Origin of the sequence: Demequina sediminis, from assembly GCF_039545075.1 — a bacterium.
Classification (GTDB): domain Bacteria; phylum Actinomycetota; class Actinomycetes; order Actinomycetales; family Demequinaceae; genus Demequina; species Demequina sediminis.
In genome coordinates this window covers 47,471-62,016 of sequence record NZ_BAABRR010000011.1, presented here as the reverse complement: position 1 = coordinate 62,016, position 14,546 = coordinate 47,471, and the positions used below count along the sequence as shown (strand labels likewise).

General features: G+C 71.3%; 17 protein-coding genes. 8 read left to right on the top strand and 9 right to left on the bottom strand.

All coding sequences use genetic code 11. The annotated features are described in order from the left end of the window. The first annotated feature begins 106 nt into the window (after window positions 1–106). From ABEA62_RS10365 to ABEA62_RS10350, 4 genes are read left to right on the top strand one after another with little or no spacing between them, the layout of a single operon-like run. Window positions 107–394, top strand: a complete 288-nt coding sequence (locus ABEA62_RS10365; RefSeq protein WP_345379993.1) for an SAV_915 family protein — start codon at window positions 107–109, stop codon at window positions 392–394. Then, on the top strand, window positions 391–690 hold the full coding sequence (locus tag ABEA62_RS10360) for a hypothetical protein (RefSeq protein ID WP_286216539.1): 300 nt from the start codon (window positions 391–393) through the stop codon (window positions 688–690). The genes ABEA62_RS10365 and ABEA62_RS10360 overlap by 4 nt, the downstream gene beginning before the upstream one ends. Continuing rightward, on the top strand, window positions 687–1,811 hold the full coding sequence (locus ABEA62_RS10355) for a hypothetical protein (RefSeq protein ID WP_286216540.1): 1,125 nt from the start codon (window positions 687–689) through the stop codon (window positions 1,809–1,811). Before ABEA62_RS10360 ends, ABEA62_RS10355 begins: the two co-directional genes overlap by 4 nt. A 12-nt stretch (window positions 1,812–1,823) precedes the next feature. Continuing rightward, window positions 1,824–2,585, top strand: a complete 762-nt coding sequence (locus ABEA62_RS10350; protein WP_286216542.1) for a hypothetical protein — start codon at window positions 1,824–1,826, stop codon at window positions 2,583–2,585. Window positions 2,586–2,607: 22 nt separating this feature from the next. Here the strand turns inward: ABEA62_RS10350 and ABEA62_RS10345 are convergent, their stop codons facing one another. Beyond that, entirely contained in the window at window positions 2,608–3,081 is a 474-nt protein-coding gene (locus tag ABEA62_RS10345; RefSeq protein WP_286216543.1) for a hypothetical protein, read from the bottom strand. 136 nt (window positions 3,082–3,217) lie between these two features. Between ABEA62_RS10345 and ABEA62_RS10340 the strand changes: the two genes are divergently transcribed. After that, window positions 3,218–4,195, top strand: a complete 978-nt coding sequence (locus ABEA62_RS10340) for a zinc-binding dehydrogenase (RefSeq protein WP_286216544.1) — start codon at window positions 3,218–3,220, stop codon at window positions 4,193–4,195. Between the two features lie 36 nt (window positions 4,196–4,231). Here the strand turns inward: ABEA62_RS10340 and ABEA62_RS10335 are convergent, their stop codons facing one another. Next, a complete protein-coding gene (locus tag ABEA62_RS10335) occupies window positions 4,232–5,443 on the bottom strand; it encodes a mechanosensitive ion channel family protein (RefSeq protein WP_286216546.1) in 1,212 nt (403 codons plus the stop codon). Window positions 5,444–5,552: 109 nt separating this feature from the next. On the opposite strand from ABEA62_RS10335, the gene ABEA62_RS10330 reads away from it, so the two are divergent. From ABEA62_RS10330 to ABEA62_RS10320, 3 genes are all read left to right on the top strand, one after another. Next, window positions 5,553–5,819 carry a DUF7218 family protein gene (locus ABEA62_RS10330; protein ID WP_286216549.1) on the top strand — a complete coding sequence of 89 codons (267 nt, stop codon included), beginning with the start codon at window positions 5,553–5,555 and terminating at the stop codon, window positions 5,817–5,819. A gap of 116 nt (window positions 5,820–5,935) precedes the next feature. Continuing rightward, window positions 5,936–6,169: a FitA-like ribbon-helix-helix domain-containing protein gene (locus ABEA62_RS10325; RefSeq protein ID WP_286216550.1), complete on the top strand. Its 234-nt coding sequence runs from the start codon at window positions 5,936–5,938 to the stop codon at window positions 6,167–6,169. Further along, window positions 6,166–6,591 carry a type II toxin-antitoxin system VapC family toxin gene (locus ABEA62_RS10320; RefSeq protein ID WP_286216551.1) on the top strand — a complete coding sequence of 142 codons (426 nt, stop codon included), beginning with the start codon at window positions 6,166–6,168 and terminating at the stop codon, window positions 6,589–6,591. The genes ABEA62_RS10325 and ABEA62_RS10320 overlap by 4 nt, the downstream gene beginning before the upstream one ends. A gap of 33 nt (window positions 6,592–6,624) precedes the next feature. Here ABEA62_RS10320 and ABEA62_RS10315 read toward each other — a convergent pair whose 3' ends face one another. From ABEA62_RS10315 to ABEA62_RS10285, 7 genes are all read right to left on the bottom strand, one after another. After that, window positions 6,625–8,631: an ATP-dependent helicase gene (locus ABEA62_RS10315; protein ID WP_345379986.1), complete on the bottom strand. Its 2,007-nt coding sequence runs from the start codon at window positions 8,629–8,631 to the stop codon at window positions 6,625–6,627. A gap of 129 nt (window positions 8,632–8,760) precedes the next feature. Continuing rightward, window positions 8,761–9,153, bottom strand: a complete 393-nt coding sequence (locus ABEA62_RS10310; RefSeq protein ID WP_286216554.1) for a hypothetical protein — start codon at window positions 9,151–9,153, stop codon at window positions 8,761–8,763. A gap of 243 nt (window positions 9,154–9,396) precedes the next feature. After that, window positions 9,397–9,990, bottom strand: a complete 594-nt coding sequence (locus ABEA62_RS10305; protein ID WP_286216555.1) for a thymidine kinase — start codon at window positions 9,988–9,990, stop codon at window positions 9,397–9,399. A gap of 9 nt (window positions 9,991–9,999) precedes the next feature. Beyond that, window positions 10,000–11,088, bottom strand: a complete 1,089-nt coding sequence (locus tag ABEA62_RS10300) for a peptidase C39 family protein (RefSeq protein ID WP_345379983.1) — start codon at window positions 11,086–11,088, stop codon at window positions 10,000–10,002. Window position 11,089: 1 nt separating this feature from the next. Next, on the bottom strand, window positions 11,090–12,655 hold the full coding sequence (locus ABEA62_RS10295; protein ID WP_286216557.1) for a dipeptide ABC transporter ATP-binding protein: 1,566 nt from the start codon (window positions 12,653–12,655) through the stop codon (window positions 11,090–11,092). Then, on the bottom strand, window positions 12,652–13,551 hold the full coding sequence (locus ABEA62_RS10290; protein ID WP_286216558.1) for an ABC transporter permease: 900 nt from the start codon (window positions 13,549–13,551) through the stop codon (window positions 12,652–12,654). Before ABEA62_RS10290 ends, ABEA62_RS10295 begins: the two co-directional genes overlap by 4 nt. Continuing rightward, entirely contained in the window at window positions 13,548–14,543 is a 996-nt protein-coding gene (locus ABEA62_RS10285) for an ABC transporter permease (protein WP_286216559.1), read from the bottom strand. Before ABEA62_RS10285 ends, ABEA62_RS10290 begins: the two co-directional genes overlap by 4 nt. Window positions 14,544–14,546: the final 3 nt, after the last annotated feature.

Sequence of the window (14,546 nt, the reverse complement as noted above, 5' to 3'; positions counted from 1 at the left end):
CGCGAAGCCGAGCCGCGTAGCCCCCCACAGCATCGGCCCTCTCCCGCGAAGCCGCGCTAAGGTGGCTCCCACCACCTACGAGTCCGCACCAGGGGGGATGCCACTCATGGACCTTCAACCGTCCGTGATTGTGCCGCCGGTTCTGTATCTGTCGGTGCGCGAGCACCCCGAAGGGGGATCGTTCCCCGAGGTGCGCGCGCTGCGCGACGGTCGCACCGCGCTGCTTGCGTACACCGCGCTCGACCGGCTCGCGGACGGCTGCGGCGAAAATCAGCCGTGGGCGCTCCTCCACACGTCCCACTTGGGCGAGGTCAAGGCGCAGCAGCCTTTCGATGTGGTCGCCTTCGACCAGAAGATGCCCTCCCATCTGGTCAAGAACGGGCGTCTCGCATGAGTGAGATCGCCGTCAGCAAGGACCAACTGAATGTGCGTTTTGACGATGCCCTGGTGCACGTCGACGCCCTCGACACCACCCTCGCGGGCGTCCCTGACGCCCCGGACGGCGGGATTGCGTCGGAGCTGATCGGCTTCGCGATGGCCGCCGCGCTCGACGCGGCAGGAACCACGGCGGATGGCTATCGGGCGCTGATCGCCGTCGCGAAGGACGTCCTCGAGGACTTCTCCTCCAACGAGCAGCGCGCCGTGGAGGAGCTCGCAGACCTGAAGTCCGCCGTCCAGGACGAGTCATGAGCATCAGCCTCACCATCCCCGGCGATCCCACCGCGATTCGCGCCGCCGCCCAGTGGCTGGACCCGACGCTCAAGGACGCCGTGGTCACCGCGGATCTCGAACTCGCCTACGTGGTGGGCGACGCTCAGTACCTGTGGCAGGGCCAGTCGGGATACGCGTTCAACTCGGCGGCGCAGGCGGTGCGCCGCGCGAACGACAACGTGCACAGCTACATCGCCGATGTCGCCGAGGTCATGCGCGCCTACGCCGGCCGCCTCGAGCGTGGTGCCGAGGACTTTGCGGCCCTCGCCTCACGCGCCCGCGACGAGGGTCTCACGGTGGTGGGCGACGCGATCTCCCCGCCGTCGACGTGGCTGCAGTTCTGCCCCGATCCGAATGGTCCCGACTCCCCCGAGCTCGACGAGTGGAACCGGTACATGGACCGGGTGAAGGTCTACCAGGAGATCTCCGCGGAGGTCGGCACCTGGTGGGGCGACCTCGAGACGTGGATCGCGGAGCACTTCTCCCCTCTCGTGGGCCGCGTCAACGATCTCAAGGAGGGCGCGACGGCCCTCGAGGGGCTCACCAAGGGCAACGAGGAGGCCGTGGGCCTCGCCTTTGAATATGCCGATGCGCGAACGGCCCGCGATCTCGCAGGCTTCCGCGCCCACGTGAGCGATCTGCAGCTGCAGGCGGATGCGTTCCAGGCCGGACTGCGCTCGGGCAACCCCGCGATCCGCGCTGCCGCGGAGGCCGCGGATCCCGCGGCGGTGCGCCAGGGCATCCGCGCCCTCAACGAGACGATTGCGGGCGTGTCGAAGTCCTCGCGCATCATCCCGGTCGCGGGCACCGTGATCGACGTGGTGAGCGCAGGCGTCGAGGTCGCCGCGGGTGGTTCCCCGTCCAGCGCAGGAGTGGGACTCCTCGGCGGCGCCGCCGGCGCTGGGCTCGCGGGCGGAGCAATCGCCGCCGCCGGCGTGGCCGTCCCGCCGCTGGGCGTCGCGATCGTGGTCGCGGGCGCCGCGGTGGCCGTCGGCGAAGGCGCCAAGTGGGCGTGGGAAGCCTGGGTCCCCCTCGATACACGCGAATCCATCGACGCGGGCCTGCACGACTTTGGCAGCTGGCTCAACCCCTTCGACTGAATCGGATCATCCGTGGCAGACCTGCAGACTCACATCCGACTCTCCGCACGCACGCCCGCCGGCGCGGGGCACGCGGCTTCGGGGGCGCGCCCCGCCTCACCCGCCATGCTCTACGTCGCGATCGGCGTGCCGGCCCTCATCGCGGCCGGCGTAGCCCTTGCGACGGACGATCCCGCGCTGCGCCTGGTGCTGGCCGCGGTCGCGGTGATGATGGCGATGTTCCTCGGATACATGCGCACCCTCGTGAGCGCGACTGCCCCGCAGCGCGTGCGTGCCCGCGCAGACGGACCGCTCACCTTCATCCCACCCGCCGCGCTCGACCGATGGCCGTTTCCCATCGCCGGCACGGGCCTCCTGCCCGGGATCATCGCCGCCACGTTCGACCCGACCATCCTGTCGGGACAGGGCGCGGTGTGGATCTGGGCGATCACGGGCCTCTCGATCGGCTGGCTGGCCCAACAGGCGATGGCGCTCCGCATCCCGCGGGGGCTCGAGGTCTCCGAGTCCGGCCTGGTGGGCGTGCGCGGCGCGACCCGCCTGCGCCTCACCTGGGACCAGGTGGGCGAGGTCACGACCCGACCCGCAGGCCGTGATGGCGAGCTTGTGATCGACTCGACCGAGGGTGGCACCTTCATCAACGCGTCACGGCTGGGTTCCGACCCGGCAGTGGTCGCGGCCGTGATCGCCCACTACCGCGACCACCCGCAGGATCGCCACCTGCTCGCGGCCCCGCTGCCCGCTCTTCGTCACGTCGAACAGACGCACGCCTCCTGATCGCGGGGTGACTCGGCACCCGTCAGTCGTCGCACCCGCACGAGCCCGCGGCGGTGCGTGACTGCCAGCACGTCTCGCACACGCCGTAGTCGCGCTCGACTGGTCGTGCGGGAGGGACGATGCGGCGCGTGGGGCCCGCGGCCGCCGGCGCCGTGGGGGTAGGAGACGTGGGGGAAGAACTCGCCGGCGCCTCCGCCCGGGGAAAGACCACTCCCCAGTTCTCGACCCCCGCGCGGTTGACCTTCGACCACACCGCATCGGCCAGCCCGGTCGCGGACACCGCCTCGACCTGCGAGGCGAACCTCTCGATCCCGCGGCGCGTGACGTGCAGCGGCGGTAGCCCGTCGACGCGGATGAGCTTGACGTAGCTGGCCTTGACCTCGGCGCTGGAGATCCCAGCGCGCAGCGCGACTTGCCGCACCAACGGCCGGTGCGCGACCTCCAGCGCAAAGGTCTCGAGGGCGGCGTCCACGGTCATGAGGCTGGCGTCGATCACGCCGACAAGGATGCCACGACACCCAGTGGCGGAATGCCCCGGGGCGCATCGCCGTTGACGGAAATCGGCACCCGACGAACGTCGGCGCACCACACCCCGGCCCACAAGGCCACCCTTCAGACGAAAGCAGGCACCCATGCGCGCGCTGATCCACCACACGTTCGGCGACCCGGCCCAGGTCCTCGCCCCCGAGGACGTCGCGACCCCCGAGCCCGGCCCCGGCGAGGCGCGCGTGCGCCTGCTGCTGTCCCCCATCCACAACCACGACGTGTGGACCGTCCGCGGCACGTACGGCGTCACGCCCGAGCTGCCCGCGCGCGCCGGAACCGAGGCCGTCGGAATCGTCGACGCGCTCGGCGAGGGCGTGACGCACCTCGAGATCGGCCAGCGGGTCGCGACCGGCGGCACCTTCGGCGTGTGGGCCGAGCAGTTCATCGCCAACGCCGCCGCGCTCCTGCCCGTCCCGGACGGCATCTCGGACGAGGCCGCCGCACAGCTGGTCGCCATGCCCTTCTCCGCGCTCAGCCTGCTCGACTCGCTGGGGCTCGAGAGCGGTGACTGGATGATTCAGAACGCCGCCAACGGAGCGGTCGGCCGCCTGGTGGCGCAGCTCGCCCCCGCGCGCGGAATCAACGTGATCTGCCTGGTCCGCCGCGCCGAGGGCGTCGCCGAGCTCGCCGCGCACGGCATCGAGCGGATTGTCGCGACGGACTCCGAGGGCTGGCAGGACCGCGTCGCGGAGCTGACGGGCGGGGCACCCGTGCGGGTGGGCATCGACTCGGTGGGCGGTCAGGCCAGCGGCGACGTCCTGTCGCAGCTCGCGGAGGACGGAACGCTGGTCGTCTTCGGCGCGATGGCCTCGCCGACCATGGAGATCGCGTCGGGCGACGTGATCTTCAAGCAAGCCACGGTGCGCGGCTTCTGGGGCAGCAAGGTCAGCGCGGCGATGCCCGCGCAGGACCGTGGCCGCCTGATCGGCGAGCTCCTCGCGCGCCTCGCCGACGGCACCATCACCCTCCCCGTCGAGGCCACCTACCCCCTGAGCGAGATCGCCGATGCCGTCCGCGCCAACGCCGCACCCGGCCGGGCGGGCAAGATCCTCCTGGCGCCCTGACGGGAGGACGATGCCCCGGTCACCCGCGCGCGTCCGTCACCGGGCGGCCGGGGCATCGTCCCCTTCGTCCTCGGCCCGCGCGTCGCGCGCCTCCCGCGACTCGCCGTGGGCAAACTGGCTCGCGCGTTCCTCCGCTTCCGCACTACCGGAGAAGAGGCCGCCCTCCCCCGCCTGCTCGGACGGCCGCGCCACGCCACCGCGCTCCGGCGCGGACGCCGCGGCGTGATCGGAGACCAGCACACGCTGCGCGGGGGCGGCCTCGGGCATCACGCTCTGAATCCACAGCACCATCGCCTCGCGCACGAAGCAGCGCAGGTCGTACAGCGTGGGTGCGTCCTTGGCCGTCACCAGGATCCGCACGCGCACGAAGCCCGCGGTCGCCTCGGTCACCTGCAGCACGGAGGTCCGTCCGTCGTAGAGCGGGGTGTCGGCCAGCACGGCCTCGAGGTGTTCACGCATGCGCTGCGGCGAGACCCGCCAGTCGAGATCGAACTCGACCGAACCCAGCAGCTCGCTGCCGTGGCGCGTCCAGTTCTGATACGGCGTGGTGGTGAAGTACGTGCACGGCAACACCAGGCGGCGGTCGTCCCAGAGGTCGAGCACGACGTAGCTCAGCGTGATCTCGCCGACCCTGCCCCACTCGCCGTCCGCGACAATGACGTCGTCCACGCGCAGCGCGTCGCTGAACACCAGCTGAATCCCGGCGAACATGTTGCCCAGCACGGACTGCGCCGCGAGGCCCGCCACGATTGACGCGATGCCAGCCGACGCCAGCAGGCTCGCGCCGACCGCCCGCACCGCGTCGAACGTGAACAGCGCCGCGCCGATCCCGATCACCACGATCAGCGCGATCGCGACGCGTCGGAGGATGAGGGTCTGGGTGCGCAGCCGCCGCGCGAGCCGGTTGTCCGGCACGTCAATCCGATGCCGGCCCAGCGCCAGGTCGGTCACGAACTGCACGAAGGCGACGAGCAGCCACGCGAAGGCGGCGATCGCCGCGATCGTGAACAGCCGCGAGAACACGGTCAACCAGTCGCTGCCCATCAGCGCCGCGCGTAGCCCGAGCCAGAAACCGAGCACCAGCGCCAACGCCCAGAACGGCCGCCGCGCGTATCCCATGAGTTGGCGCGCCCACGTCTGCCGTCTCGCGACCAGCCGCATGACGGTTTCGACCGCGAGCGCGGCGAGGACCGCCACCCCCACGCTGATTGCCACGGCCGTGCCGCCCTCGAGCCAGTCGTTGAGCATGGGTCTCCTCCTTGGTTGGCGCAGGTCTTCCACCCTACGAAACGCAAGGTGGAGGCATCTCGAGATCGCGCGTACCGTGGAACGGGTCCCCAATGCAGAGGAGGCACTCATGCCCGATCGCAGCACCCCCAGCCTGAAGGATCCCGAGCTCTACGAGAAGCTGCGCGACGACGGCGCCAGCAAGCAGAAGGCGGCCCGGATCAGCAACGCCGCCGCCAAGGAGGGCCGTTCACGCGTCGGCCGCAAGGGCGGCAAGGCCGGCGACTACGAGGACTGGACCGTGCCCGAGCTCCGCGAGCGCGCCAAGGAGATCGGCCTGACCGGCTACTCCAAGAAGCGCAAGGGCGAGCTCATCTCCGCTCTCCGCAACAGTTGACGGTGCAAGCGCTGACGAAACACTAGCTTCGCCTACCTGATCGGGTGAGCGCTGAGAGCCGTGGGTCGACCGCCGGTGCGGTGATATCGTTATTGATATCAACGGAGGTGACTGCCATGCCGTCCATCATTGTGCGGGGGCTCGACGAGTCCGTGAAGAGGCAACTCGCGGCTCAGGCCAGGGAGCACGGACGTTCCATGGAGGCCGAGGTGCGCGAGATCCTCACCAAGGCCGCCAGGCGGCCCCACATCGGGATCGCGCTCCTCGAGGCCGCTCGCGACGCAGGCGAGGGCGTCGAACTGTGCGTTCCCGAGCGGGGCGATGTCGCGCGCGTGGCGGACTTCGAGTGATTGTTCTCGACACCAACGTCATCTCGGAGATCTTCCGTGCGCGCCCGGATCCCGGCGTCATGGCTTGGCTGCAGGCACTCGAGGGCGATGTCGCCATCACGGCCGTGACCATGGCCGAGATGTGGGCCGGGATCGGGCGACTACCCGCCGGCGCCCGCAAGGACGCACTTGCTGCGCGGGTGGGCGCAGCGATCGAACCATATCGCGGGAGCGGATCCGTGTTGCCGTTCGACGACGCGGCCGCGGTCCACTACGCGGACGTCCTCGTGTCCCGCGACCGGGCGGGAGCGCCGATCAGCATGGCCGACGCGCAAATCGCCGCGATCTGCCGTGCCCACGGCGCCACCTGCGCGACCAGGAGCGTCAAGGACTTCGCCGACACCGGCATCTCACTGGTCGACCCGTGGGCGCCACAGCCGTAGTCGCACCGCGGCGGGCGGGGCCGGGCACAACCGTCAGAGCTCTCCCAGGTCGACGCTGAGGTCCACCTCCGCCGGCACCGCGAGGCCCGGCGGGGGTGCGGGCCGCGGTGCGCGACCCGGCACGTGCACCGTCTCGCGCACGAGCAGCTCGGGCAGCGTTCCCAGGAAGTACGCGTCCTCGACAAAGCCGGCGCTCGCGCCCGTGCCGACCCACGCGCGCACCGGCGTGTGGGCGACGGTGCGGGTCACGGCGAGCCGGTCGCGCGCCCGCGTGAGCGCGACGTAGAGCACGCGCCGCTCTTCCTCGAGTTCGTTGACGTCGCCCAGCGACCGCGCCGAGGGATACGCGCCGGCCGAGACCCCCGCGCAGAACGCCCAGTCCCGCTCGAGCCCCTTCGCCGAGTGCACCGTCGACACGATCACGTGGTCGCCGTCCTTGGGCTCGGCGGTCAGCTCCGAGGCGAACACGGGCGAGAGCAGGAACTCCTCGATGAACTCGGTGATGCTCCCCCGAGTCGCCGCGAGGCGCTCCACGTGCGCGAGGTCCCTGGCCCGCGCGTCCCAGTTCTCGTTGCGGTACTTGTGCGCGAGGACCGGCTGGAGCATGGCCGCGGCCCTGCCCACGGCATCGTCCACTTGCCCGGCCGCCTCCTCGATCGCGTCGAGCCCCGCGCGCAGCCAGCCGGGCAGTGCGGCGAGCGCGCCGGCACGGGCGTCGCGCGCGGAGGCGCCGTCCGCCCTCGCGGCGAGCACCGCATCGAATGCCCTAGCAGCCGTGACGTCACCCACGCGCGGCACGAGCGTGAGGAGGCGCATCCACGCGACCTCGTCGTCAGGATTCGCGATCACCCGGAGCGCGGAGAGCACGTCGCGCACGTGCCTGCTCTCGAGCAACTTGGTGCCGCCGAAGAACACGTACGGGATGTCGTTCTCGACCAGCCGCGCCTCGATGGCCCGGCCCGAGTAGTTGGTGCGCACCAGGATGAGGTGCGTGCTCCACGGCAGCCCATCGTCGCGCGCACGGAGCAGCTCGCCCGTGATCCAACCGGCCTCGTCCTGCGGGGTCTCGAAGCTGTGCAGCTCGGGCTTGGCGCCGCTGCCGCGCACCGCGCGCAGGTGCTTGCCGTAGTGCAGCGGCGACTGCTCGAGCAGCCAGTTGCTCAGGTCGAGGATCTCCTGCGTGGACCGATAGTTGTCCTCGAGCCGCAGCACTCGCGCGCCCGGCACGCGCTCCCCGAACGAGTGGATCGACGCGAAGTCCGCCCCGCGAAAGCCGTAGATCGACTGGGCATCGTCACCCACGCAGTAGAAGCGCGTGTGCGTGACCAGCGGGTCGATGATCGCCCACTGCAGCGGGTTGGTGTCCTGCATCTCGTCGATCAGGATCTCGTCGTAGTGGCCGCCCACCCAGGCGGCGACGGCCGGATCCTTGAGACGAGCGGCACACACCGCGAGGACGTCGTCGTAGTCGAGATAGCGGCGCTCGCGCTTGCGGGCCTCGTACGCGCGCACCGCCTCGCCGAGCACCTTCGCGTCGATCTCCGCATCCGGGTGCTTGGCCGCGATCGCGTCCGCGAGCGTGCGCCGCGTGTTCCTCGCGAAGGACAGCACGCCGATGATCTGCGCCGCCTTGAGGCCCTCCACGCGCTTCCCGCGTCCGAGCACGCCACGCATCACCTGCAGTTGGTCGTCCGCGTCGATCACGCTCCAGCCGTCGTAGCCGAACACGTCCGGGCTGGTCCGCACCTCCCTCATGGCCCACGCGTGGAAGGTCATGGCGGGCACGGGGGACGATGCCCTGGCCGGGTCCTGCACCCGGCTGCGGATCTCCGCGGCGGCCCTTCGCGTGAAGGTGAGCGCGAGGATGCGGTCAGGGGCGGCGCCGCCCTTGATGAGGTGGCGGATGCGCGCGACGATCGTGGTGGTCTTGCCGGTGCCCGCACCCGCGAGCACGAGGTTGTGGCTCGCGCCGGTCTCGACGGCGGCGCGCTGGGCTTGGTTGAGGCCGTCGCCGCCCTCGCTCGTGCCCGCTCCTGCCATGCGCGCCAGTCTAGGTGGGGGTGGGGACAGGGCCGCCTCCCCTGGCTGCGGGACCACCGCTCCGGCAGAACCCACCGCGCCCGTGCGAGGATGCCTCCACGCTGTTTCACTCCACGCTCAAATAGGCCTTCACGCGACCACAGAGGGATGCCGATCCCAGATGGGCCGGATCCCCGCCTTCAACTCCGGGTACTGGGGGTCGTGCCAGATCAGCCCGTGCTTCTCCGCCAGCGCCGCGACCACAGCCGTCGCGATCCGCCACTCCGAGAAGACGGACTCGCAGTCCCACACCGGTCCGCTCGCAGCGTCGACCGCCGACCACTTCCACGGACAGCCCGGAACCCGATGATCGGGCGTCTCGGGCCAGATCGACTGCAGCTCCGCGACGAAGGCAGCCATCTTCTCGGTCGGCGGAGTCGGCGGTCCGCCAAGGTACGTGTCGGCGAGTCGCACGAAGTGGCGGTGCGCCTCGAGGTCCGAGTGCGGCATCGGACCCTCCCACACATGCAATCGATGTCCCATGCGGCGACCGTAGGCAGGCCAGCAACGCCCCTTCCACGACTCACGTCAGATCTGTGGACGGCACACCCAGCGCCGTGACCCCGGAGCATCGGCCGCGCTTCGTGCGTGAAATGCGCGAGCGTCGCGGAACCACTCGCCGCGCTTCGTGCGTGAAATGCGCGAGCGTCGCGCAACAACGGTCGGGGTCCGGCGGCGACGGGTCGAGCGCCCGGCGCCCGGAACCCGCCGCGCCCAAGAAGCCAACTAAGAACCGTGCGCGACCGGACCCACCTTGTCGACGTAGCAGCGACCGCACAGCGACTCGTACTCCGCGTGCTGCCCGTCGATCGCGACCTGCTCGCCGTGCGTCACAAACTGTCCGCCCACCCGGCGGCCGTTGAAGATCGCCTTCGACCCGCATCGGCAAATGGTCTTGAGCTCCTCGATCGAGTGCGAGATCTCGAGCAGACGCATCGATCCGGGGAAGGACCGCGTCGTGAAGTCGCCGCGCAGCCCGTAGCAGAGCACCGGGACGCCGTGCAGGACGGCCACCTCGAAGGCCTCGTCCACCTGGGCGGGGGTGAGGAACTGGGCCTCGTCGATGAAGACCGCGTCGATGTCCGCGTACGGCCGCAGCGCGAGCAGCCGCTCGCGCAGCGACTCCTCCGCCCCAAGCACCACGTCCACCGGACGCTCGACGCCCACGCGCGAGGACACCGACTGCCCCGCCTTGGTGTCGACTCCCGGCTTGACGATCACCGGATGCTGGTCGCGCTCCTCATAGTTGTGAGCCGCGGTCAGCAACAGCGCCGTCTTGGACGAATTCATCGCTCCGTAGCGGAAGTACAGCTTGGCCATGCAGGAACACTACTGGCGTCGCAGGAAGACGATGCCGCGGTACCCCTCCGGCCCCCACGCCACCATGCGGTCCAGGTCCTCCGCGGCCACGGGCATCGCGTGCGTGTCGACCCACGTCTCCCCCGCCGCGTCCTCGACCCACGGGTCCTCGACCACGAACATCCCGTCGCGCGCCGCATGCGCCACGATCCAATGCGCGCCGGTCACCCCATGCATCGGAGCCTCGTCGACCAAGAGCAGCGCGACCTCGCCGCCCGTGAGGCGCGACTCGAGCTCCGCCATCGAGACGCGCTCGCGCCCCACCGGCACCCCGAGCGCCTCGGCCCGCGACAGCGACTGCTCCTGGAGCTCCGCCCGGTACTCGCGCTCGAAGCCCTCGTACCCCTCGAGCAGCACGGGGCCGTCGGCATCGAGCGCCACCTCGACGCCCGCATCGGCCCCCACGTCCTCCCGCAAGCGCACCGCGAGACCCACCGGCTCGCACGCCGGGTGGTTGGTCGCCGCGCGCCAGAAGTCGAGCTCGCGGTCGCGATCGGCCGCATCACCGGCGAAGCCCCGCGCGCCGCGTGCCTCGACCGCCATGAGTGCGGCGACCGCGCCACACGTGTAGAGCGTGGTCTGGGCGTAGTACCCGAGCTCGTCGTGCGGAAGGTCGACCAGCCACAGTACGCCGCCACCGAACCGCTCGGTCCCCTTCGCGGCCCACGGAGAGCGCAGCGGCACGAAGCCCCGCTCGACCGCGAGCGCGGGCAGCTCCTCGCCGGGCGAGAGCTCCCACTTCACGGCCGCGTCCTGGTGCAGCCACGACGCGGCCACGACGGTGTCGAGCAGCGCACCCGCCTCCGCGAGCCCTGCCTCGGACCCGTCCCACCACAGATCGACGATCTTCACCGCGGCCGTCGCCGGGCGACCCGAGGTCAGGACCGCCGCCACCGGCGCGCCGTCGACGCGAGCCACCCGGATGGTCGGACGGTACTGGCCGCGATTCACGAGCCAACGCGCCGCCCTGTCGGGGCCGAGCGCCGCCTCCAGGGCATCGTCCCAACCGCTGGGACGCACGGGGGCCTCCGGCCGCGCGGGTGCACTGAATCCAGACACGTCATTCCCTCCCGATTTGAGGCGCCGTGTTCTCACGGAGCGCCGCCGCCACCAACAGGCGGGTGTATTCATGCGTGGGCGCCGTGAGGACGTCACGGCACTCTCCGCGTTCGACCACGCGGCCGTTCCACATCACCACCACGGAATCCGCGATCATCCGCACCACCGCGAGGTCGTGCGAGATGAACATCACCGCGATCCCGAGCTCGTCGCGCAGCCCCGCGAGCAGCCGCAGGATGTCCGCCTGCACCGACACGTCGAGCGCGGACACCGACTCATCGCAGATCAGCAGCCGTGGCCGGGGCGCGAGCGCGCGCGCAATCGCCACCCGCTGACGCTGCCCTCCCGACAACTGCGCGGGGCGCTTGCGCACGAACTGCGCCGGCAGCCCCACCGTCTCGAGCAGCCCGTCCACCTCGGACGCGTCCCGTCCGGCGACGCGCAGCGCCTCCGCGAGGATCGCGCCCACGCTCATCATCGGGTTGAGCGACGAGTACGGGTCCTGAAAGACGATCTGCATCTGGTCGGGAGTGCGCGAGGCTCGCCCGGGGGCCAGCGCCACGCCGTCGATCGAGATGGTGCCGCCGTCCTCGTGCTCGAGGCCCGCCACGCAGCGCGCGAGCGTGGACTTGCCCGAGCCGGACTCGCCCACGATCCCCAGGATCTCCCCGCGGGACACATCGAGGCTGACGTCGTCGAGCACCCGATGAGTGCCGAATGACTTCTCGAGGCCCATGACGCGCACCACGAGCTCGCCCTCGACCGGCTGCGCCGGCGACAGGCGCGTGCCGCTTTGCGCCGCGACCACGGGATCCGCCTCGATCAGCGCCCCGGTGTACGGGTGGCTGGGAGCGGCGAGCACCGAGGCGGTCTCGCCGCGCTCCACGACATGGCCCTCGCGCATCACGAGCACCTGATCCGTGCGCCCGCGCACCACGCCCAGGTCGTGGCTGATGAGGATCACGGACAGCCTGCGCTCAACCTGAACCGCGCGCAGCAAGTCCAGGATCTCCGCCTGGTTGGACGCGTCGAGCGCCGTCGTGGGCTCGTCCGCGATGAGCAGCTGCGGATCCGACGCCAGCGCGGCCGCGATCGCGACCCGCTGGCGCATCCCGCCCGACAGCTGATGCGGATACGCGCGCGCCGCACGGGCCGGGAGCTTGACCTCGGCGAGCCGGGCCTCGACGACGGCGTCGCGTTCGCTCCGTGCGAGCCTGGAGCCGGTGGCGGCCTCGACGGTCCACGCGATCTGATCGCCGCACCGATGCACGGGAGACAGGCTCGTGAACGGGTCCTGGAGCAGCAACGATGCCGTGCGGCCGCGGATGGCGCGCCACGCCGACTCGCCGCCCGCGAGCGGCAGTGCCACGCCACCCACCTCCGCGGCGCCGGTGGCCGTGAAGCCGCGCGGGAGCAGCCCGACGAGGCTCTTCGCGGTGAGGGTCTTGCCCGAGCCCGATTCGCCGATCAGCGCGAGCGTCGCGCCCGGCTCGACGGTCGCGGACAGCGGCTCGACCATGACCCCCGCGGGGCCCACCACCGACAGTTCCGAGATGCGCACGGTCATCGCACGTCCTCCCCCACGCGGGACAGCCGCTGGCCGATCCAGTCGCCCACGAGGTTCGCCGCGACCGCGACCACCACGATGAGCAGTGCAGGCATGAACACCGCGGCCGGGTTGACGAACATGATCGCGCGGCCGTCGGTGAGCTGGCGGCCCCAGTCGGCGATGCCGGGCGAGACGCCCACGCCGAGGAACGACAGCGACGAGAACGCGACCAGCGCGAACGCCACGTTGAGCATCGCGTTGGTCACGACCAGGCTCGTGACGTTGGGCAGGATGTGGCGGAACATCACGCGCCAGCGCGACAGCGACAGCATCTGCGCGGCCTCGATGTACGGCCGCGCGGACTGCTCGAGCACGCCCGCCCTCACGATGCGGATGTCGGACGGCGAGAACAGCACGATGAGCAGCACCACGGTCACCCAGTAGCCGCCGCCGAACACGCCGGAGACCACGATCGCGGCGAGCAGCACGGGCAGCGCGAGCAACAGGTCGGTCCAGCGGCTCACCGCGAAGTCGATCCAGCCGCGCTGATACCCCGCGAGCGTGCCGAGCACGACGCCGCACGCCATCGACCCCAGCGCGACAATCACCGGCCCGAGCAGCGCGGAGCGCGCCCCCGCGACGGACATCTGCAGCACGTCGCGGCCCAACTCGTCGGTGCCGAGCGGATGGCCGGGAGAGCCGGGCGGCAGCTGCGACGCGAGGATGTCCTGCGTCATGGCATCGGGAAAGATCAGCGAGCCGAACGCCGCCGCGCCGAACGCGATCCCCAGCACGAGCAGCGCCAGGGCGACCAGGACCGGCCGGCGACGGCGCGGGCGCCGTGCGCTCGGGCCGCGCAGCGCGGGCGGCTGTGGGGAGGTGGTGAGGGACGATGCCCCGAGCGGCTGGGTCATGACGCGGCTCCCATCTGACGGCGCACCCGAGGATCGAGCAGCAGGTAGGCGACGTCGGCCAGCAGGGCGATCACCGCGATCACCGCCGCGACGAAGAGCGTGAGGGACTGCACCACGGGCAGGTCCTTGAACAGGACCGAGTCCTGCAGCAGCGTCCCGAGCCCCGGCAGCGCGAACGTCGTCTCGGCGAGCACGGTCCCTCCCACGAGGAAGGTCAACACCAGGCTCGCTCCCGTGACGATCGGGATCGCGGCGTTGCGCAGCGCGAGGCGGTTGACGACGCGCGGGCTGAGCCCGCGCGCCCGCGCGAACGTCACGTAGTCGGACTCGAGCTCGCGCAGCATCGCGGTGCGCGTGAGCTTGACGATGATCGCGCCCAGCCCGAGCGCGAGCGTCACCGCGGGCAGCACCAGGTGTCGGAGCGTGTCGAGACCGCCGTCGCCCCCGCCGTAGATCGGGAAGATCGGCACGTAGTACGCGAACAAGTAGAGCAGCACGAGTCCCACGGCGAACGTGGGGGCGCTGAGGCCGAGCACCGCGAGGGCGCCGCCGATGCGGTCGAGCCACCCGCCGGCCTTGACCGCGCTGCGCACGCCCAGCGGCACCGCGACGGCGACCGCGATGAGGAACGCGAGCGCGCTGAGGGCCGCGGTGAGCGGCAGGCGGTCGCCGATCGCGTCGATGACGGGCACCTGGAGGCGGATCGACTGGCCCAGGTCGCCGGTCAGGACGCCGCCGAGCCAGTGCAGGTACTGCTCGACCACCGAGTCGTCGAGGCGGTACTGTTCGCGCACCGCGGCGATCGCCTCCGGCGTCGACGGCCGGTTGCCCAGCAGGTTCTTCACGAGGTCGCCCGGCGCGAGGTACATCATCGCGAAGACCACCATCGACAGCACCCACAGGACGCCGAGCACGCCGAGCACGCGCACCGCCACCATGCGGCCCAGGGGCCACCGGCGGGGTGCGCGTGCTCGCGTGGCGAGGAGGCTCACTCC